At 60.9% G+C, this 20,777-nt stretch carries 13 protein-coding genes; 2 read left to right on the top strand and 11 right to left on the bottom strand.

Annotation, left to right across the window (positions count from 1 at the left end; translation table 11 throughout):
* Window positions 1-451 precede the first annotated feature (451 nt).
* Complete coding sequence (locus tag QZ540_RS05420) at window positions 452-2,407, top strand: S8 family peptidase (RefSeq protein ID WP_294628287.1); 1,956 nt, start codon at window positions 452-454, stop codon at window positions 2,405-2,407.
* 110 nt (window positions 2,408-2,517) lie between these two features.
* Here QZ540_RS05420 and QZ540_RS05415 read toward each other — a convergent pair whose 3' ends face one another.
* Window positions 2,518-4,440: a S8 family peptidase gene (locus QZ540_RS05415; RefSeq protein ID WP_294628286.1), complete on the bottom strand. Its 1,923-nt coding sequence runs from the start codon at window positions 4,438-4,440 to the stop codon at window positions 2,518-2,520.
* Window positions 4,441-5,046: 606 nt separating this feature from the next.
* Here QZ540_RS05415 and QZ540_RS05410 point away from each other — a divergent pair.
* A complete protein-coding gene (locus QZ540_RS05410) occupies window positions 5,047-6,765 on the top strand; it encodes a S8 family peptidase (RefSeq protein ID WP_294628285.1) in 1,719 nt (572 codons plus the stop codon).
* A 219-nt stretch (window positions 6,766-6,984) separates the two neighbouring features.
* Here QZ540_RS05410 and QZ540_RS05405 read toward each other — a convergent pair whose 3' ends face one another.
* From QZ540_RS05405 to clpB, 10 genes are all read right to left on the bottom strand, one after another.
* Window positions 6,985-8,178: a bifunctional glycosyltransferase family 2/GtrA family protein gene (locus QZ540_RS05405; RefSeq protein ID WP_294628284.1), complete on the bottom strand. Its 1,194-nt coding sequence runs from the start codon at window positions 8,176-8,178 to the stop codon at window positions 6,985-6,987.
* Window positions 8,175-9,245: a phosphodiester glycosidase family protein gene (locus tag QZ540_RS05400; RefSeq protein ID WP_294628283.1), complete on the bottom strand. Its 1,071-nt coding sequence runs from the start codon at window positions 9,243-9,245 to the stop codon at window positions 8,175-8,177. The genes QZ540_RS05405 and QZ540_RS05400 overlap by 4 nt, the downstream gene beginning before the upstream one ends.
* Before the next feature lie 335 nt (window positions 9,246-9,580).
* Window positions 9,581-9,790, bottom strand: coding sequence for a DUF3073 domain-containing protein (locus tag QZ540_RS05395; protein ID WP_005504588.1), 210 nt, complete (start codon window positions 9,788-9,790; stop codon window positions 9,581-9,583).
* A 387-nt stretch (window positions 9,791-10,177) separates the two neighbouring features.
* Complete coding sequence (locus QZ540_RS05390; protein ID WP_294628282.1) at window positions 10,178-11,884, bottom strand: carbohydrate-binding domain-containing protein; 1,707 nt, start codon at window positions 11,882-11,884, stop codon at window positions 10,178-10,180.
* Window positions 11,885-12,121: 237 nt separating this feature from the next.
* The gene (locus QZ540_RS05385) at window positions 12,122-13,042 is read right to left on the bottom strand and encodes a polyphosphate polymerase domain-containing protein (RefSeq protein WP_294628281.1); all 921 of its coding nucleotides are present in this window, start codon (window positions 13,040-13,042) and stop codon (window positions 12,122-12,124) included.
* A 131-nt stretch (window positions 13,043-13,173) separates the two neighbouring features.
* Complete coding sequence (locus QZ540_RS05380) at window positions 13,174-13,923, bottom strand: DUF4956 domain-containing protein (RefSeq protein WP_294628279.1); 750 nt, start codon at window positions 13,921-13,923, stop codon at window positions 13,174-13,176.
* Between the two features lie 315 nt (window positions 13,924-14,238).
* Entirely contained in the window at window positions 14,239-15,285 is a 1,047-nt protein-coding gene (locus QZ540_RS05375) for an excalibur calcium-binding domain-containing protein (RefSeq protein ID WP_294628278.1), read from the bottom strand.
* Window positions 15,286-15,599: 314 nt separating this feature from the next.
* Window positions 15,600-16,805, bottom strand: coding sequence for an excalibur calcium-binding domain-containing protein (locus QZ540_RS05370; protein WP_294628277.1), 1,206 nt, complete (start codon window positions 16,803-16,805; stop codon window positions 15,600-15,602).
* A gap of 191 nt (window positions 16,806-16,996) precedes the next feature.
* Window positions 16,997-17,965, bottom strand: coding sequence for a Sir2 family NAD-dependent protein deacetylase (locus tag QZ540_RS05365; protein WP_294628276.1), 969 nt, complete (start codon window positions 17,963-17,965; stop codon window positions 16,997-16,999).
* Between the two features lie 158 nt (window positions 17,966-18,123).
* Window positions 18,124-20,733, bottom strand: coding sequence for an ATP-dependent chaperone ClpB (gene clpB / locus QZ540_RS05360; RefSeq protein WP_294628275.1), 2,610 nt, complete (start codon window positions 20,731-20,733; stop codon window positions 18,124-18,126).
* Window positions 20,734-20,777 lie beyond the last annotated feature (44 nt).

Here is a 20,777-nt window from a genome sequence, read left to right as displayed (position 1 = left end):
AACTGCATTTTTAATGCATTCCAGTGCTTACACCACGGTGTTAAAACATTTACTTTTCTCCCCGTCTCGCAAGAGGCACCGCATAGCCCGCATCGCACACCCTAACCCTCAAGCTTTACCTACATAAACTCTCAACTATTGGGCACTATTCAGCCTCCACAGGTTGATTTTCTGCACATTAACCCGTGAAAAGTACCTCAAAAATCCCTCAAGCTCACCTTGAAGTGATACCTTAGAAACGTACGTTGCACACCGTCCAAAAAAGAGTTCTTCCGGTACGAAAAAAGGGTCCACAAAACACTATTCCCTCACCCCATTTATTACTTCAGCGCGCCCAAAAACAGGCCCCTTTTGTCGCCCCGTAAAACCCTATCCGCACCCCGTGCGCCTGCAGACGGAAACACCAGTACACATCACACAGTCCGCATACCACCTACATCAGGAGAACCAGATGAGGCTTCCATACTTCGGCGCGCAGCGCACCGAAACACCTCCTCGCCGCTACCCCGATAACTGCCGCACCGATAACCGCCGCCGCAAGCGCCCCGCACGCGCGGCACTGAGCCTGCTCGCCGCCGGCGCCATCCTCTTCGGAGGCGACCTACCCGCCGTCCTCGCGCAGGCACCCAGCGACGAAGACATCCTGGCAGCAGCTCAGGCGGCACCCCAGATCGAAGGCCCGGTCAGCCCCCTCACCCTCGCGCGCAACGGCGCGGCACGCCCCAACACCCCCACCGCGGCGGCACCCGGCACGCTCCCCCAGCAGAACTTCGACCGATTCATCGTCACCTACACCCAGGAAGCCAAGCAGCGCAAAATGCTGCGCGACGGCGAGTGGGATGCAGTCCGCGGCATCGTTGACGACATCATGGACACCGTCGACGTCGTCAGCGAAGCACTGAACGTCGACACCAAGTTCCTGCACAACACCTCCACCGATGACGCCGTCATCCAGACCTCCAAAACCCTCAACAAAAACGAGGCGAAGGAGTTCATGGCGAAGGTCGCCTCCGACCCGGACGTAGCCTCCGTCGAGCCCGACTACATCAACTACCCCGCCGCAGAGGGCGACATCACCTTCCAGTTCAACGACCCGCAGTACAGCAAGCAGTGGAACCTCACCAACCCCACCACCGGCGTTCAGAACACCGGTAACGCGCGCCTGCGCCGCGGCGCAAACGTGAAGGTCGCCGTACTTGACACCGGCTACGTGCCGCACCCCGACCTGGTTACCGGCATGGCGAACGGCTACGACTTCGTCAGCGACCCGCTCAGCGCCCGCGACGGCGACGGCCGCGACCCCAACCCCAGGGATGAAGGCGACTACGCACCCTACAACCTTTGCAAGGACCAGGCGAACGCCCACACCTCCACCTGGCACGGCACCAGCGTTGCTGGCATTATCGGTGCCCGAGGCAATAACCGCATGGGCATCGTCGGTGCCGCCGACCTCGCCCGCGTGCAGCCCGTGCGCGTGCTGGGCCGATGCGGTGGCCGTACCTCCGACATTGCCGACGCCATCATTTGGGCTGCCGGCGGACACGTCGACGGCGTGCCGGACAACGCCTACCCCGCAAAGATCATCAATATGTCCATCGGCACTGTAACCACATGCCCCGCCGCTTACCAGCGCGCCATCAACATTGCACGCTCCAAGGGCGCAATCGTGGTCGCCGCGGCAGGTAACGGCAACACGGAGGCGTCCAAATACGCACCCGCCAACTGCATGGGCGTCATCACGGTTGGTGCAACCACCAAGGCTGGCACGCGAGCATCATTCTCGAACTACGGCACGAGGGTTAACATCTCGGCACCGGGTGAAGACATCCTCACCCTGTCCATGAACAGCCTCGACCGCCCCGATAACACTAAGTTCAGCTACGACTATGAGAGCGGCACCTCCATGTCGGCACCGCACGTCTCCGCCCTGCTGGCGCAGCAGCTGGTCAACGGCACCTCCATGACCACTAAGCAGGTCGAGGAGGCGTTCACCCTCGCGGGGGGAAACCGCATCAAGTGCGATAAGTATTTCTGCAGCCGAGGTATTATCAACAGCTTCAACCTGGCTAAAAAGGCTGGAAACCTGGACGCGAACGGTAGGGTGACCTACCTGCGACCGCGCAAGATTATTTCTAAGGGCCTGAGCGCCGGAGCGTCCAACACCAAGATTGCAGACAGGGCCGCCACCGACGAGGCAGCCGAGGCGACAGCAGAAGCTCTCACGGCAGGAGCCAACGGCGAGAGCCTCACCGGCGACTACGACCGAATTCCCGGCGCGCCCGCCATGGAAATCCCCGAAGATGCCCAGGTCTACGACTTGAACGGTGACGCCGAGCCCGTCACCCAGGACGAACCGCTGGTCACCAACCCCGCGCAGAAGCCCCGCGAGGCAGACGAGCAGCACTAAGCTACCCGTAGCGTAGCCAGGCCCGGTTCACGGGCATAGCAAAGCCCCCGATGAAAGAACTCATCGGGGGCTTTTCGCGTCTAAAAAAGAGTTTCGGCTAGTAACAGTGACTAGCGGTGGGTACCGGTCGCGAAGCCCAGGTAACCATTGTTCAGGTAGCCATTGTTCGGGTAAGTACTGCTCGGGTAGGTGTTCGTAGATGCACCGTACCAGGAGCGGTATCGCGGAGTGTGACCGTGACGCGGACGCGACGGGTACGAGGGGCGAGTCACCGGGCGGGACGGGCGGGTCCTGGCCTTCGGAGCCGGGGTCACCTTCGGTGCAGGAGTTACCTTCGGTGCAGGGGCCTGCTGACGCTTAGCGTCCTCCTCAGCCTTCTTGCGTGCCGCCTCTTCAGCCGCCTTCTTACGTGCGGCCTCCTCCTCAGCCTTCTTGCGTGCCGCCTCAGCCGCGGCGGCATCGGCAGCCTCACGGTCGGAACGGACCTGCTGAACCGCGCGCGCCGCATTCACAATGCCGGAACCGCACGCGGACTGGTCGCACTCAACGCCCTGAGAGGTGGACTGCAGGGCTTTCTTCGCCTGGGCGTACGTCAGCTTCGGGTCGACCGCCTTCATGAGCGCCACAATACCGGCAACATGCGGTGCCGCCATGGAAGTGCCCTGGTACTCGGCATAATCAGCCTTACCGGGAGCGGTCTTGCCAGCATTCAGGGTGGAGAGAATACCGCCACCCCAGTAGCGGCGGTCGCCACCGGGCGCGCTCACGTCCACGCGGGAGCCATAGTTGGAGAAGTAGGAGCGCTTGCCATTCTTATCGGTTGCGCCCACATTGATGACGTCCTCGCAGTTGCCGGGGCTGGACTTCGAGGCATCAAAGTTGTTGTTACCGGCTGCGACGACCACGATGGAGCCGCGCTTATTCGCCTGAGCAATCGCCTGGCGGTACGGGGTGGTGCAGGCACCCTCGCTGCCGATGGACATGTTAATGACCTGGGCAGGGTTCTGGTTTGCGGGAACACCGCGCACGCTACCGCCGGCAGCCCAAATAATGCCGTCGGTGATGTCCGAGTCGAAGCCGCCGCAGGCGCCCAGAACGCGCACGGGCACGATTTTCGCCTCGGGTGCCACACCGGCAATACCCTCATTGTTGTTGGCGATAGCGGCAATAGTGCCCGCCACGTGAGTGCCGTGCCAGTCGGAGGCGGTCGCCTTCGAACCGGTGAAGCACTGGTTGTCTACGGTCCAGTTGCCAGCGTCGGTCGGGTCGGAGTCGCGGCCGTTACCATCGTTGGAGAACGCCGACTCGGCAATAAAGTCGTAGCCGGGCAGCACGTTAGCGTCCAGGTCCGGGTGGGCGGTAATGCCGGAGTCCAGCACCGCCACGGTCACACCCTTGCCGCGGGTGGTGCCCCACGCCTCCAGCGCGGAGACGCCCTTCTCACCGGTGAGGGACCACATGCGGTTCATCTTCGGGTCGTTGATTTTGACGGTCTCCGAGGTGTTATCCACGGTAGCGTAGCGGCGCATATCGGGCGACACGGAGGCGACCTTGGAGTTCGCGCTCAGGGCGTCCATGTACTGCTGGGCCTGAGCGGGGGTGAGCTCTGCGGAGGTGGTGACCACGCTGGCGTCCAGCGCGGTGGAGCGGACGTAGCTGGTCTTAATGTTCAGCAGCTCGTCAATGCTCTGCACCTCGGAGGTGATACCCGCGTAGAGTGCGTCGTTCCAGGTTGCCTGCTGGGTGCCGGCGGCCGCGGACCAGTCAATCTGATCTGCGGTGGCATCGGTGGAGGCGGCGTTCTTCGCCTCATCGGTGTAAGTGATGATGAAGCGGTTGTATGCCACGGGCGCGGACTGGGTGGTGTTAGAAGCCTGTGTCGCCACAGAAGCCTGGGTTGCGTGGGTAGCCTGCGCGGTGGGTGCCGCCACGGCGGGGATCACGCTTGCCGAGAGCAGGCAGGTTGCGGTGACGAAGCTCAGCAGAGAACGCTGTGAGGAGCGTGCCTGCGAGGGGCGAGCGATGCGAAGCATGGACGTCCTTGAGGTGAGTGGTACCGGGTGCGCACGATGCGGCGTAGCGTTGCCGTCTCGCGTTGAGGGCGTGTGCTCGGTACGAGTGAATACGGAAGAGTGAGGTGTTGGTGCATTGTGTGTGCTGTGAAGTGGTTCCACAATGTGCGTGCACGGGTACGCACCGTGAGATACTCTAGCACCCTTTTTCAGTTACTTTATGAATAAAATAACCTTTGTGATGCAGGTCATTTTATGCATAGATGAGTAAAACTTAAATCACTACTTTAAGTCGCGAGAATATTCCGACTAGGCATTTCTTTATCTGCATTTACATGAAAGAAAAATCTCATTATTTACGCCACACTATCGAGTTTTAGCCCCGCCAAACATAGAAAAAGGTGCTAGGATAGCGATATCTCACCACATAAACTACTTCCGATGAACTCCCGCACGGGGGTTTAGAGAAAAATACACATCAATGCAGTGATGTGCATTTTCTTTTTCTATTCGCTCCTCACAAGCAAATATGCAAAAGAATGCAAATATTTTCTCGAAGGTGCATTTATGTGAGTGGATGACCAACCCACTTGCCGCTTCCGGCACTCACATACGCAAAGGACCCCGATGTCTTTTACCACTCACCCCTCAGCGCGCCGCATCGCACGCACCGCGCTGAGCCTGGGCACCGCCACAGCACTCGTCGCAACCCTGGGCGCCCCCGCATCCTTCGCGGCACCCGCCAAGGCTAACGGCGCAGAACGCGCCAAGGCGCACACCACCATTTCCTCCCTCAGCTCAGAGCAGCAGAAGGCAGGCTTCAACCGCTTCGTTATCACCTACACCGACAGCGCACTGAACGCAGGCGGTATCAACTGGGCAAGCCCCGCAGGCACCCAGGTTGCCACCTGGAACGACGCCCTCTACCAGGGCCTCACCTCCGAGGTGAAGAGCGTCGATGACCTCTTCAAAATCAAGACCAGCTACGTACGCACCACCGCTCAGAAGGCAACCGTGGTGACTCTCTCCTCCAAGCTCACCGCAGAGCAGGCTGAGAAGTACATGGCGGCGCTGAGCTCTAACCCCTCCGTCGCATCCGTTGAGCCCGACCTGCTGCGACGCTCGAATGCACGCGCTCGTGGCGCCGCGACCTCCAAGGTGGCTCAGGTCGCCAAGGCCGCGCAGGCATCGGACCAGGTTGTGGCACCGAACGACACCCTGTACCCGCAGCAGTGGAACCTGCACGGCACCAAGGGTATCTCCGCGCCCGAGGCATGGCAGACCACCCAGGGCGCTGGCGTGACCGTTGCCGTGATTGACTCCGGCATCGTCAAGCACCCCGACCTGGACGCTAACGTTCTGCCCGGCTACGACTTCATCACCGAGCCCGCCATCGCCCGTGACGGCAACGGCCGTGACTCCGACCCGACCGACCAGGGCAACTGGGAAGAAGAGGGTGTCTGCGATAGCGGATCTGAAGCGAGCGAGTCGAACTGGCACGGCACCCACGTTGCCGGCTCCATCGCGGCGGTTATGAACAATAAGCGCGGTATCGTCGGCGTGGCACCCTCCACTAAGATTCTGCCCGTGCGTGCCCTGGGCATGTGCGGCGGCTATGACTCCGACATTGCGGATGCAATGGTTTGGGCGGCCGGCGGCACCGTTGAAGGCGTTCCTGCGAACTCCAACCCCGCCAAGATCATTAACCTCTCCCTCGGCGGCGAAGGCACCTGCCCCGCAACCTACTCCAAGGCTATTGCTGAAGTGAACAAGCGCGGCGCGATTCTCGTTGTCGCTGCTGGTAACGATGGTCAGGACACTTCCAAGGTCGCTCCGGCTAACTGCGGCGGTTCGATCGTGGTGGGCGCTACCGACCAGAACGGTAAGCGTAGCGACTTCTCCAACTACGGCAAGATTGTTGATGTGAGCGCTCCCGGCAGCAGCATCATGTCCACCGTGGATCTGGGTACCACCGTGTCCACCGGCGCAGGCTACACCGAGTACGACGGCACCTCCATGGCAGCACCCCAGGTTGCTGGCGTGATTGCTCTGATGAAGTCCGTGGATCCCTCGCTGAACGCTGAGCGTGCAAAGCAGATTCTGAAGCAGAGCTCCAAGCCGCTCACCTGCGATGTGAACGGTTGCGGTTCCGGCATTGTGAACGCCGCGAGCGCACTGGCTATGGTGCAGGGCAAGAAGGACCCGAACCCGCAGGCAAAGCCCTGGCCGAAGCGTGCACCCAAGCACCCGACCCGTGCGGCTCGTGTTGGTTACGTGACTAACCCGGCTGTTAACCACAACCCGCCGTTCCTGATTACTGCTCACGGTCTGATTCCCGGTCAGTAATCGGCATGTTGCCAGCTCGGAAGCCGGTGAGCCAATAGGCTTCTGAAGGATGCCACATACAAAAAGCCCCCGTTGAGTTTTCTCAGCGGGGGCTTTTCGTGAACAGAAACGCTGCGGCTTTTGGTGCTGCAGCTTGCTTCTCCCACCCACCCTCACGACTGACAGGTGGGAGAAATCTTGGGGTACGCCCCTAACGAGCTGGACGCTAGGGTAGACGAGCTAGGGGCGTACCTGGGAGGCGCGCGCACCGGTACGGATACCTGCTGCCTCCATGCGAGCCGACTCGTAGCTCACCGCACGCAAACCCGAGGGGGCGTTGGTTGCTACTGCCTTCTCTCGCGTATTTTCCTGACGCTGGGTGGGTAGAAAAACCCAGCGGCGCTGGACCGCGAAGCTGATCGGGATCAGAATCAGTTCGGTCAGGATCTTGGCGACCAGCAGGGACGCGCCCAGGCCGGTCAAAGCTTCCATCAGAGCCGCGTTGGCTGCGAGGATACCCACCGCCAGCACGGTGTACCGTACCAGCGAGGAGGATGCCGAGGGGCGTGCGCCTCCGTCGTGCATGAGCATTCGGTTGACGGTGAAGTTCGTCAGCGCCGAGATGACGCGCGCACCGACCACGGCGGCAAGCAGCGGAGCACCCAGGCCCACCAGGACGAAGAGGGCGATAGCGTCCATGAGGAAGCCGGTCAGGAAGGACGACGCCAGGAAGGCGAGCAGCGGTGCGTAGATGAGCGCCGAGTCCTGCAGCGGCCTAAAGTGGCTGGTCGGGTTGCCCGGCTCGTAGACCTTCACGATGGGTACCTGCACCAGGTCCACGTCTGCGCGGGTTGCGCGAAGCAGCATGGAGAACTCGTACTCGTACTTATCGCCGGGAATCTGCAGTAGCCAGTCCAGAATCTGCGGGGTGAAGCCGCGCAGGCCGGTCTGAGTGTCTGCCACGCGGGCGCCGGTCGCCAGGGCGAAAAAGCCTACGGTTGCGCTGTTACCAATCTTGGAGCGCAGCGGCACTTTGGTACCTTCTTCGCCGGCGTTGGGGTCGGGCTTGGTACGCACACCGAGCACGATGCTCTTCTGGCCTGCCGCCGCCGCGGTTTCGGTGCGCACACCCACGCGGAAGATGTCCTGGGGCAGGTGCTGACCGTCCGCATCGGCGGTGACGATGACCTCGCCGGGGCGGTTTGCTTTCGCCCAGGCGATGCCGGTGCGCAGTGCCGCACCCTTGCCCTTGTTGACGGAGTGGGTCTGCACGGTCACGCCATCAATACGCAGTTCGGTAAAGATCGGTGCGTAGGTGCTGCCGGATCCGTCGTCAATGACGAGGATTTCGGCGTTAGGGTCCTGTTCGCGCAGGGCCCGGGCAAGGCGGACCAGTGATTGGTCCGGCTTATAGGCGGGTATCAGGATTATCACGATGCGCTCCCTGCAATGTAGAGGATGTCGCTGGTGCCACGTTCCTTGGTGCCACCCTGCGGGCGGTTGACCAGCTCGTTGTTGAAGACCATGGCGGAGGAGCCGCCACCGTCGAGGTTGTAGGCGCTGACGCAGCCGAGGTCCTTGAACATCTGGGCGAACTCGGGCATGGTCACGCCGCGCGAGTAGTTGGTGGAGCGGCCGTCGACCACGATGAAGACCAGGTGGTTGGTGCCGAGCACGCCCACGCCGGTTCGCGGCTGGTTGCCCTGGATGGAGTGGTTACCGAAGTTGGTGTCTACCTCGACGCTGTCAATGCCGTCGACGACCGCGGAGTCCTTGACCAGTGCTGGGCCGAAGGAGAGGGTGTTCCATACGCCTTCGTTGACGAGGGTCTGGGCGTTGGTTGCGGTTTCGTCGTAGAGCTTGACGGAGCCGTCGCGGTAGAAAGCCAAACCCTCGCGAGCGCCGGCGTCACGGTAGACGACGCCGTTTCGCACGACGATGCCGGTGGTACGGAAGCCGTAGTAGTCACCGTTGATCGCCCAGATGCCGTTGTGCTCGGAGGCGATATTCGAGGGGGTGTCGATGATGTTCTGGCCGAACTTGTTGTTGGCGAAGGCGCTACGCAGCAGGGTTGCGTTGTCGAGCTTGATGTCTGCTACGAAGGAGACGACCGCATCGGAGCCGCTGCCGGTAGTGGTGGAGGTGATGGTGATCGAGCCTTCGTTAGCGGTGAGGCTCTGACCGTTGACCTTCACGCCGGTCAGTTCGGTGGGGTCTGCCGTGGCGGAGCCGGAGGCGCTTGCGTTTGCCTGGGCGGCTGCCGCCTCGTAGGCGGTGGTGTCTTCGATTTCGGTGTGCTCTGCCAGGTAGCGGTTGTACGCCCAGCCTGCGCCGCCACCGACTACGGCGAGTGCGCCGAGGCCGCCGCCGATGAAGATTCGACGGGTGAGCTTCTTCTTGGCTAGCTTCTGCTCTGCGGCGGTTTGTGCGGCGGTTGCTTGTTCTGCCGCGGTCTGGGTGGTCTGGTCAATGTTCTGAGTCATGTTCTGTTCGTTGTTCATGTCTCTAGAATGCCGGGCTATTCTCTGTGCCAGGCATGACTAAGCTGTGCAGAAGCTATGTATGCTTATTCATTTCAAACTTTTTTATTACTGCCTATGCTTTATTACCAGAAGATGCTATGCATACCCATGTATAAACATGTGCATTGGCTTTGTGTTCCATCTAGCTAAGGAACTCCGCGGGTAACCCGCCCCTCCACCGCGCACACGCCTGACTGCATCCATCAAATGAGGGCACGAAAAAACCGGCTGAGCACCCCGTGCGGGGCCTCAAGCCGGTTCATCGTCTATACAATACGCTCGGTCGATATGCACCGAATCAATCCGCGTATTCTTTATGCCTCATCCTCGTAGGACGCGTACTTTTCTGCGTATGCCGAGTAGTCGTCCTCGTCGTCATAGCGACGGCGGGACGAATCGGAGGACTTCGTTTTCTTCGCGCTGCTGAGCTCGCGCTCGAGTGCGCTGTAGTCGGTCTCGGGGCTGAAGTACTTCATCTCCCGAGCCTGCCTTGTTGCTTTAGCCTTCTGACGGCCGCGCCCCATGGCGTGACCCCCTCTTTCATCCTGTCCGAGGCGAACAGCGCGCGCGGCGCATCGCTCTCGGATCGTTCAACAGTCTTTACTACACTATAGAGTACCCTGTTTCAGCCCTGAATGTCTCGCTCAGCGGCACCTATTTTACGTATCAAAGCACTTCTTCGCACCGGAACAACCGTTTTATTTTGCACCGGTAGCCTTTTATACCCCAGACGCCACATTCCCTAGATAACAACTCCCTAGATAACACGTAGCCCCGCACCGGACGTATCGCTACATCCGATGCGGGGCGAGTGTCTCTCCTTACCGGCTCACTCACAAGACCGGGTTCAGAGAGGGTACCGTGCAGGTCATGACATCCCGCACGGAGCTTGAGGGGGCGACCCCTACCGCTTAGCTTGCAGTGAATGAACCCAGCGAGGTGGCGTTCGACGCCAGGGTGGTGCTGGAGGCATCCACGCTATCGGTGGTGGTGTACACGGTGTAGCTCTCGCCCTTGGTGATCTTGGAGCTGGAGACCAGGATCAGCGCGGTGCTGGAGTTCGTCACCTTGTAGTTCGCCACCACGGTACCGGAGGAGTCGGTCACCTGTACGGTGGTGCCGGCGCTCAGGTTCGATACGTTGCTGATCTTCACGTAGCCGCTGGTGGAGGAGGTTGCGGGCGCCTCGAACATGTCACCAGAGTTACCCGCGGTCACGGTCGTACCGTTGAGCAGCAGGTCGCCGTTGGTGTCCAGGGAGGTGTTACCACCAGTGAAGGGGCCGTTCACGACCAGGGTGCCACCCGAGAGGGTTGCCGTACCGTTGGAGTCGATGCCGTCGCCGTTCGCGTTCACGGTGACGGTACCGCCGGTGATGTTGATGGTTGCGTCGACAACCTCGAAGGTGCCGCCGCCACCGCCCATACCGCCGCCACCGCCCATGCCGCCGCCTGCGCCACCGCCAGCCGGGGGCTGACCCATGGTACCGGAGGGTGCCTGACCACCTGCCGGAGCCTGGCCTGCGCTACCGCTGGGCGCCTGGGGCGCAGAGTTCTGGCCACCCTGCGCGCTCTGCTTAGTCGAGGTTGCAGTAGTCGACTCAGTGCTGGTCGAGGTGGTGCTGTACGAGGCGTTGATACCGTCATCGGAGCTGGTCACGTTCACGGTGCCGTCCAGGATGTTGATGTACTGCGCCTCAATACCCTCGTTCGCCCTGGTAATGTTCAGGGTACCGCCGGAGATTTCAAGCACGCGCTCAGCCTTGAAACCGTCATCACCTGCAGAGATGTTCACGGTACCGCCGCTCAGGCGTACCCAGCCGCGGTTGCCGTCGGTGTCGTTAGTTGCCTTGATGCCGTCCTTGGTTGCGGTCACGGTGATGGTGCCGTCCAGGATATCGACGTAGTCCTTACCCTTGATGCCGGTGTTTGCCGCGTTCACTTCCAGGGTGCCGGAGGCAATGACCAGGCCGTCAGAGGTGTGGATACCCTCTTCGTACTTACCTTCAACCTTCAGGGTGCCTTCGCCCGCCAGGGTCAGGTCACTCTTGGAGTAGATAGCTGCATCGGGGCTGCCGCTGGCGGTATCCGAGTAGGAGGAGCCGTCAGAGACGGTGTTGGTGGTACCCGAGGCGGTGTAGATAACGACCTCGTCCGCCTCAACAACGTTGATAGCTGCACCGGTGGAGTTGGTGATTGTCGCGTTGTTCAGGATCAGGCGGACCATGTCACTGTCGGCTGCATCAACCTTAATCTGGCCATCGTAGGTGCCGGTGAGCTTGTAGTTGCCCGCCTTGGTGATGGTGATGACGCCGTCGCTGACGGTCACACCGTCGGTCGCGGTCGGGTTAGAAAGATCGATAGTAACTTCGCTGGAGGAATCCCAGGTCAGATCCTTCGCGGAGTAGTGGGTGTCCTCGGCGAGCTTCGCTCCGCTCTTCACGTCGGTGGAGAAGGAATCGGCGGTCTTCGACTTGGTATCCGAGGTACTCGAAGCGGAGGTAGTGGTTGCGCTCGTCGCGCTAGCGTTCGAGGTCGAGGTTGCCGAGCAGCCGGTCAATGCCAGGGCTGCCAGGAGGGTAATGGAGGTTGCGCTCTTGATCATATTGCTCTTTTTCACGGGTTTTCCTTTGTGTTTGGGTGACTACTCGCGGAGAGCTTTGCGCCACAGGTTTGGGGAGTACAGGTTGTATGTGAAATGTGAATATGTGTGAGAGCGGTTTGCGCCTGTGTGGGGCGAATAAAGCCAGTATTGCGTTTGGTTCGGGGTTTATAGAATCGGGGGGGCTGGAGGCGGGTAAGGTAGGTGCGCTACCCTACCCGCACATCCCAGGTTGCCGTTTAGACGGGCTACCGTTTAGGCGGCTGCGAAACGCTCGGTCAGCAGCTTCTGGTAGTCCTCTTCGGTCATCTCATCCACGTTGAGGCGGGTGCCGTTGACCGGTTCCAGGTGCATCCAGTTCTTCAGGGTTTCTTCCCACTTTTTGCTTGCCAGCTGCGGGTTCAGCGCCGCCATACCGGTTGCAAACTTGGAAATCTTCGCGGGGGTGATGCCCGCATCCCAGAGGTGCTGGTCAGCCACGGAGGGCTCCACGCCGGACTTGGTTTCGATGATGACCGCGTTCGGCAGGCCGTAGGTGGTGCCGACCAGGTTGCCGTGGAAGTTACGGTAGTTCACGCCCGCCATGAGGATGTTCTCGGAGAGAGGGGTCCAGGTCAGGTTGGTATCCACCGTCATACGGGAGGCGACCGGGTTCTTCTCGCTCTGCGGCAGGAAGACCGTGGTACGGCGGTAGCCGGTGGTCAGAACCGCCTCCAGCTTGTGCACGGGGCCCGCGAGGATGTCACCGAGTGCTGCGGTGATGTACTCGTGGCCTTCCGCGGTGAGCGTATCGCGCTTCTCGAAGGTGTAGGGGATACGCTTCTTGACGGTCATGTCCTGCTCACCGTCGGTCTTGACCTCCAGGAAGGTCAGCTTCGAGTCCAGGTAGCTACGGGTACGGATCTTGAAGGTGTCGTCGCGGCTGTAGGCTGCCGAGTGGTAGCTCTGCATCTGCGGGGTGTCGAAGTAGACCGAGTCGTAGGCGAAGTCGCGCTGGCCCTTGATGTCCATGACGGAGGCGTCTGCGTCGAGCGTGGAGAGTACCTTCGCGGCGGTTTCTGCGTCGACAATGTACTTGCGGTCCACACGGGTCTGCATGGCTGCCTTTTCGTTCATGGCTTCGAGGCTGATGCTCTTCCACTCTGCGGGGATGATGTTTGCGGCTGCGTTAGTCATGGGTCTTGTCCTTCTTGGGTGCTACCCCGTGCGTTGGGTTGTGCGTTGGGCTGTACGCCGGGGCGGCGTGTCGTGGGTATCGGAGATGGTTGTGCAGTTGGAGTGAATCGGAGGCTTTTATACCGGCGCTCTTACTTGCCTACCGGGGTGCGCTGGAGGGGAATCATCCGAGTATCCAGCGTGGCATGCGCCTCGGCGGTGGCTGCTACCGGCTGAGTTGCCGCGGGCTGGCGGGTCATCTGCGGTGCCACCTGCTGAGTTGCTACAGGCTGGCGGGTTGCGGTTACCTGCGGTGCTGCCGCCTCCACCGCTGCGGGGGTGCCGCTCTCGGTGGTCTCCTTGGGCTGGTAGGTGACGGTTGCGCGGGTCAGGTTGTTCACCATGTCCAGCTCGGTGACCTTGACCGAGGTGACGGTGTAACCCAGGCGAGCGGTCAGGTAGTTCTTGAGCTCCTCCTCGTCGCTGATCGCACGATCGGCGGTGACGGTCTGAGTCAATTCCGTAGAAATCGGGGCGCTGCGCGAGTCAAGAATCGCGATCAGGGCGACCAGGGTAGCCATCAGGGCGAAGGCGATGTACGCCGGGCTGATGTTCACACCGGCAATCATGCCGACCGAGAGGGCTACGAAGTAGTAGCCGACCTCGCGCTGGCTCAGGGCGGTGGAACGCAGTCGGATAATCGACAGGACACCGAAGAGGCCCATACCCATAGCGGATGCGTTCGATCCGGCGGATACCAGCGCCACCGAGACGGTGAAGATACCGGCGTTGATGACCGCGTAGGAAATCATCAGTTCGCGGTTGCGGTGCCGCACCATGTAGAGGGTGCAGAGCGCTGCGATGGCTATGGCGTCGGCGAGTGCCATGGTCAGAATAGTCATTGGGTGCTCCAGGTATCGTGTCGTGATGTTCGCGGTGCTCGTCGCTGTCTGTTCTTCAGCTTCGGGCTGTGCGTTCTTGGTAGTATCTAGATTCCCGTGCGAGTCTGTGTTTACCCTGTGCTCACCTTAACTTAGAGATAAGTGTTATATATCTCTGATAAATAGCCTTGTCAGCAGCGCTATTTGTCCCTAATTTTTTGCTTTTTTCGCATCTTTCCCAGCATCCCCCACAACCTCAAAAGGCACAAAAAATGGGCCCCCTCCGATATGGAGGGAGCCCATCAAAGTAGCTAAAAGCTTAGCGACTAGGCGTTATTAAGCCTTCTTGCGCATGCGGGTTGCAACGATGGTTGCGCCACCTGCACCCAGAGCAATCAGACCCAGGCCAGCAGCAGTCATTGCACCGGATGCACCGGTCTTAGCCAGGGAAGAAGAGCTCTTGGAGGATGCGTTGGAGGAACCGGAGTCCAGGTTATCGCCGGAGCCGGAGCTCAGCGAAACACTGTCAGACTTCTTGGAGTTCTCGTAGTTAGGCTGCTCTTCGCAACCTTCACCGTCACCATCAGCGTCGAATTTCTCGCGGAAGTCCGGATCACCCTTGAAGATGGAGGTACCACGGTCTGCCCACACGTCAGCGCAGTTCTGGTACTTGTAAGCCTTCTCGTCCTTTGCGGAGGAGTCGGAAGCCTGGTCAGACTTCTGCTCTTCGGCAGGCTTCTGATCCTCAGCGGGCTTGGTTTCCTTAGCGTCCTCAACTGCGGGCGCGGAGGTCTCGTCAGCAGGCTTGGGAGCCTCGGTGGTCGGCTCAGCGGTTGCGTCCTTGGACGGCTCGGGAGTGGGATCCTGGGTGGGTTCCGGAGTCGGGTCCTGAGAAGGAGCGGGAGTCGAGTCCTCGGTGGGAGCCGGTGCGGGCTGCTCCGCAACCTTGATGGTCACGGTAGCTGCCTTACCGCCACGGGGAACGTCGCCGTCCTTCAGGGAGCCGGACAGCAGGTAAATGTCAACGGAAACGCTGCCGTGCAGCTCTTCCTGCCAGGGGATGGTAACGGAGAAGTTGCCAGCCTCGTCAGCGTGAATTTCCAGATAGTCCTGGCCGTTGATCTTAACGGCGCCCTTGTTCAGCTTCAGTGCCAGAACAGAACCGGAGGTGCCGTCAGCGGTCTTGAAGCCTTCGCCGCCAATGTTCAGGCCCTGGCCCTCAATCCATACGTCGGGGGCAAGGAACTGCGCAGAGTCTGCGTAGGTGTGAACGGTCTGAGGCGCGCCTTCAACAGCGAAGGTTGCGGGAACGGAAGTAGCAATGAGGCCACAGCCAATCAGAGCGGTGGCACCGATGCGTGCGATGTTGTTTCGAATGTTCATGCCCCCCATTCTAACGAGCGAAGCTTGGGATACCGGCTCCCAAGACGCCAATTTCCCATGACCTGACTCACAAACCGGGGTTTTCTTGAAGGTTTATTGAAGGCGTGGTTGAACTATAGAGACCTTTTACACTGCCGTGCACCCCTAAAGTCTCAATCTAACCTTGAAGAAAATAACAAGTACATGCGCCACCCTACAAACACAACACGCCAACAAAAACCACCCCGTTAAACACAAGAATCCCCTCCCCCGAACATTCAAAAGCGTTCAGGAGAGGGGACTCTCACGCACCGCACCGGGCGGTGACGATAGTTTTAGGAGTTCTTGCGGTTACGCACAGCGGTCACGCCAGCAACACCTAGACCCAGAGCTACCAGGCCCAGACCAGCCACGGTGAAAGCGTTCGAAGCACCGGTGTTCGCCAGGGAGGAACGCTGCGCACGGCTCGAAGTGGAATTGCTCGAAGAGGAGGAGCCGCCACCCAGGTTATCCATGTTGTCGGAGTTACGAGCAGAGGAACCCGAGGAGCTATTAGAGGAGCCACCGTCGGTGACCTCGCTGTTAATAACCTCGCAGCCCAGGCCGTTACCGTCGTTGTCGAACTTCTTGCGGAAGTCCGGGTGGCTCGAGGGCATGGGTGCCAGGCCAGCAGCCGCAACCTCTGCACAGTTCGCGAAGCGGGTGCTCTCAGCCGAAGCGGTCACCTGCTCGTTAGCGGAGGTAGAATCACCCAGCTGATCCTTCGCTTCGTTTGCTACAGATGCGTTCTGCTCAGTAGTGGCCGAAGCGGAAGCCGATGCGGAAGCAGAAGCCGAAGCGGAGGGGGTCGCCACCACAGAAGCGGAAGCCGACGCGGTAGCCGAGGGGCTCACCGAGGTTGCCGGGCGGTTCTTAATCTCAGCGTCCACGGAGGCAACAACCTCATCAGCGGCAGTAGCCGAAGCAGAAGGAGTAGCGGAGGGCGCAACAGAAGCGGAGGGGGTAGTCACCACGGAAGCCGATGCGCTCGCGGTCGCCGAAGGGCTCACCGAAGCGGTAGCGCTCGCAGTAGCGGAGGGGGTGGACTCCTGAACCGAACGGGCCTCAATCTTCACGGTCGCAGCCTTGCCGCCGCGAGCGGTGTCGTTATCCTTCAGGGAGCCGGAGAGCAGGTAGACGTCCACGGAGATGCGCTCATCCAGGTCGCTCTGCCAGGGAATGGAGACGGAGAAGTTACCCTTCTCGTCAGCCTTAACTTCCAGGTAGTCCTGGCCGTCAATCTTGACGGTGCCCTTATTCAGCTTAATAGCGATAACGGAGCCGGAGGTGCCGTCCTGAGTCAGGAAGCCCTCGCCGGTAACCTTCAGGGTTTCGCCCTTGTACCAAACCTCAGAAATGTGGGAAGTAGCCTTGTCGGAGTAGACGTGAGTGACGGACTCTTCGCCGTTCTGAGCGAACGTTGCGGGGATTGCGGTAACCACAAGACCGCAACCAATCAGGGCGGTGGCACCGAAGCGAGTGATAGTGTGTCGAATGTCCATCCCATCATTTTATCCCCGCGCTCTGGGTGTATCTGCCTGTCCAGGGGCTATTTGCAATGACTTGCAACACAAAATAGCACTTTCGTGCAGTTGACGACGGGTCAGCTACGGGTCAGTGCACGCGCGGCAAAATTCGCCGGGTGCCAGCGTTACCCAGTCATCCCGGCCCCGCCTAGTCGTGCCAGCGCTACCTAGCCGTCAATCTCGTCGAGCATGAGCTCAAGCGCCTCCCCCACCCCGGTGCGCCACAGGTAGGTTGCCTTCGCATCCGCACGGCCCGGACCACCGTTAATGACAGCGACCGGTTTGCCGGCGCGCAGAGCCTCCAGCACAATCTTGTAGCTACTCATAACCGCCACCGAGGAACCCACCACCAGCAGCGCCGAACATTCAGCGAGCATGGCGTCCTTACGCGCCTTACGTTCGGCGGGCACGGATTCGCCAAAATACACCACGTCCGGCTTGAGGCGAGTCGAGCCGCAGGCGAGGCAGGGCACCATCTGAAAATCGCGGATGTAGCGCTCGTCCAGCTCCACGTCGCCATCGGGGTTCACGCGCAAATCTTCGTCTTCAAGGCGCGCCAGGTAGCCGGGGTTCGCGGCGTCCAGGCGCGTATCGAGGCTTTCGCGCCCCTCGTCCTGACCGCAGTCCAGGCACACAATACGCGACAGGTCACCGTGCAGCGCCAGTAGATTAGAGCTTCCGGCGCGGACGTGCAGACCGTCCACATTCTGCGTAATCACGCCGCTCACAGCACCCAGCTGCTCCAGCTCGGCGAGCGCATAGTGGGCGCGGTTCGGTTCGGCACGGCGCATACGGCGCCAACCCACGTAGGAGCGCGCCCAATAGCGCTGACGTGCGGCGTCATCGTAGCGGAATTCCTGGTAGGTCATGGGACGGTGATCGTGCAGGGAACCACCCGGGCCGCGGTAGTCGGGGATGCCGGATTCGGTGCTCACGCCCGCGCCGGTGAGCACGAGAACCTTACCCGCCTTAAGCAGCTCGGCAATACCTGCGGCAGCGTACCCCTCGTCGTGCGGGGTGGCGTTTTCGGAGACGACTCGCTGAATGGAGCGGATCGCGGCACGGTGCACGGAGGCGATTTCTTCGCGCTGCTCACCGGCTGCGGCGAAGTTCTGGTGGTCAGTCCAGCGGTCCATTCTTCTCCTATGCTCTGTGCTCAATACGTTAAACGGCTGTGGGGCACCCCCATTTCGAGGGTACCCCACAGCCTATTTCTTATGGTTTCGAACTGGCAAACTCAGCCACGGGCTAAGCCCGCCGAGCCAATCGGCTCCGTCCGGCTAACCGGTTGGGTTTAGTCCTCAGCCTTCTGCTCGCGCTCGGAGGTCACCGACAGGCCGTCGCTGGCAACGTCCGGGTTCACGTCCACGGTCACGGTATCGCCATCGTGGATAGCGCCGGAGAGGATGCCGCGAGCCAAACGGTCGCCGATTTCGCGCTGAACCAGGCGGCGCAACGGGCGGGCACCGAATGCCGGGTCGTAGCCGGTCTTACCCAGCCACTCCAGGGCCGCGTCGGTCACGTTCAGAGTGAGGCGGCGGTCCTCCAGGCGCTTAGCCATGCTCTTGACCTGCAGGCCCACAATCTGGCCCAGGTTCTCAGCCGACAGGGGCTGGAACATAATGATGTCGTCCAGTCGGTTGAGGAACTCGGGGCGGAATGCCTGGTGCACAACCTCCATAGCCTTCTCGGAACGCTCCTCGAAGGGCAGGTCCTGGTTGACCAGGTACTGCGAACCGAGGTTCGAGGTCAGGATCAGGATGACGTTGCGGAAGTCCACGGTGCGGCCCTGGCCGTCGGTCAGGCGGCCGTCATCGAGCACCTGCAGCAGGATGTCGAAGACCTCGGGGTGTGCCTTCTCGACCTCGTCGAGCAGGACCACCGAGTAGGGGCGACGACGTACAGCCTCGGTCAGCTGACCACCCTCTTCGTGGCCGACGTATCCGGGAGGGGCACCGACCAGGCGAGAAACGGTGTGCTTCTCGGAGTACTCGCTCATGTCGATACGCACCAGGGCGCGCTCGTCATCAAACTGGAACTCAGCCAGTGCCTTAGCCAGCTCGGTCTTACCAACACCGGTCGGGCCCAGGAACAGGAAGGAACCAATCGGGCGGTTCGGGTCGGAAATACCGGCGCGGGCACGGCGCACAGCGTCAGCGACAGCCACCACAGCGTCTTCCTGACCGATGAGGCGGGCACCGATACGCTTCTCCATTTCGAGCAGCTTCTCGGACTCACCCTGCATCATGCGGCCTGCGGGAATACCGGTCCAGGAGGAAATCACCTCGGCAATATCGTCAGCGGTGACCTCTTCGGAGACCATGGACTCGCTCTTAGCGGTGTCCTCGGCGCGCTGTGCTTCTTCCAGCTCAGCCTGCTTTGCGGGAATCTCACCGTACAGCAGGCGGGATGCCTCGGCGAGGTTACCCTCGCGCTGTGCAACCTCTGCGCGGGAACGCAGCTCGTCAATCTGGGTCTTGATGTCACCCACGCGGTTCAGGCTGGCCTTCTCAGCTTCCCAACGGGCGTTGAGGGCGTCGAGCTCTTCCTTCTTGTCCGCCATGTCCTTGCGCAGGGCCTCCAGGCGCTCAACCGATGCGGGATCGGTCTCGTCGGCAAGTGCCAGCTCCTCCATGGTGAGGCGGTCCACGGCGCGGCGCAGCTGGTCAATTTCCTCCGGGGCGGAGTCAATTTCCATGCGCAGGCGGGATGCTGCCTCATCAATCAGGTCAATTGCCTTGTCCGGCAGCTGACGGGAGGGGATGTAGCGGTTGGACAGGGTTGCTGCGGCAACCAGTGCGGAGTCAGCAATCTGCACCTTGTGGTGTGCCTCGTAGCGTTCCTTCAGACCGCGCAGAATACCGATGGTGTCCTCGACGCTGGGCTCGCCCACGTACACCTGCTGGAAGCGGCGCTCCAGGGCGGGGTCCTTCTCGATGTTCTCGCGGTACTCGTCCAGGGTGGTGGCACCGATCAGGCGCAGCTCACCACGGGCAAGCATGGGCTTGAGCATGTTACCAGCGTCCATGGAACCCTCGGATGCGCCAGCACCGACGACGGTGTGAATCTCGTCGATGAAGGTCACGATCTGACCCTCGGACTTCTTGATTTCTTCGAGGACTGCCTTCAGGCGCTCCTCAAATTCACCGCGGTACTTTGCACCTGCGACCATGGAGCCCAGGTCCAGGCTAATCAGGGTCTTGCCGCGCAGGGATTCGGGCACGTCGCCAGAAACCATGCGCTGCGCCAGGCCCTCAACCACGGCGGTCTTACCGACGCCGGGCTCACCAATCAGAACGGGATTGTTCTTGGTGCGGCGGGAGAGCACCTGCACCACGCGGCGAATCTCGGAGTCACGGCCGATGACCGGGTCAAGCTTGCCTGCGCGGGCAATGGCGGTCAGGTCGGTGCCGTACTTTTCGAGCGCCTGGAAGGTGCCTTCGGGGTCGGGGGTATCCACGGTGCGGTCTCCTCGGACGTTGGGGATGGTCTGTGCAATGAGCTCTGCGGTAGCACCAAGCTTGTGCATTGCTTCAGCGGTGCTATCGGTTCCGCTGGCGATGCCCAGCAGAATCATTTCGGTGGAGACGTAGGTGTCTCCGAAGCCCTGGGCGCGAGTCTGTGCGGCTTGCAGGGCGGAGAGTGCGGAACGGCTGAAGGAGGCGTTCTGCACGGAGGCGCCAGACGCCTTGGGAAGCTTCTTGATTTCTGCGGAAGCAGCCTCGGAGATGGCGTCTACATCCAGGCCTGCTGCCTTGAGCACGGAGACTGCAATGCCTTCGCGCTGGTCCATCAGGGCCTTGAGGATGTGGGAGGTTTCAATAGTGGGGTTACCCGCCGTTTGCGCATTGGTATTAGCGGCGGAGATAACTTCTTGACTCTTGGTCGTGAACTTAATATCCATGATGTCCTTTCGTATCGTGCTTTCAGGGGACTATCCTACGTCCC

This window comes from uncultured Rothia sp. (genome assembly GCF_916049665.1).
In the GTDB taxonomy this organism is placed as follows: domain Bacteria; phylum Actinomycetota; class Actinomycetes; order Actinomycetales; family Micrococcaceae; genus Rothia.
This window is presented reverse-complemented; position numbering and strand designations above follow the sequence as displayed.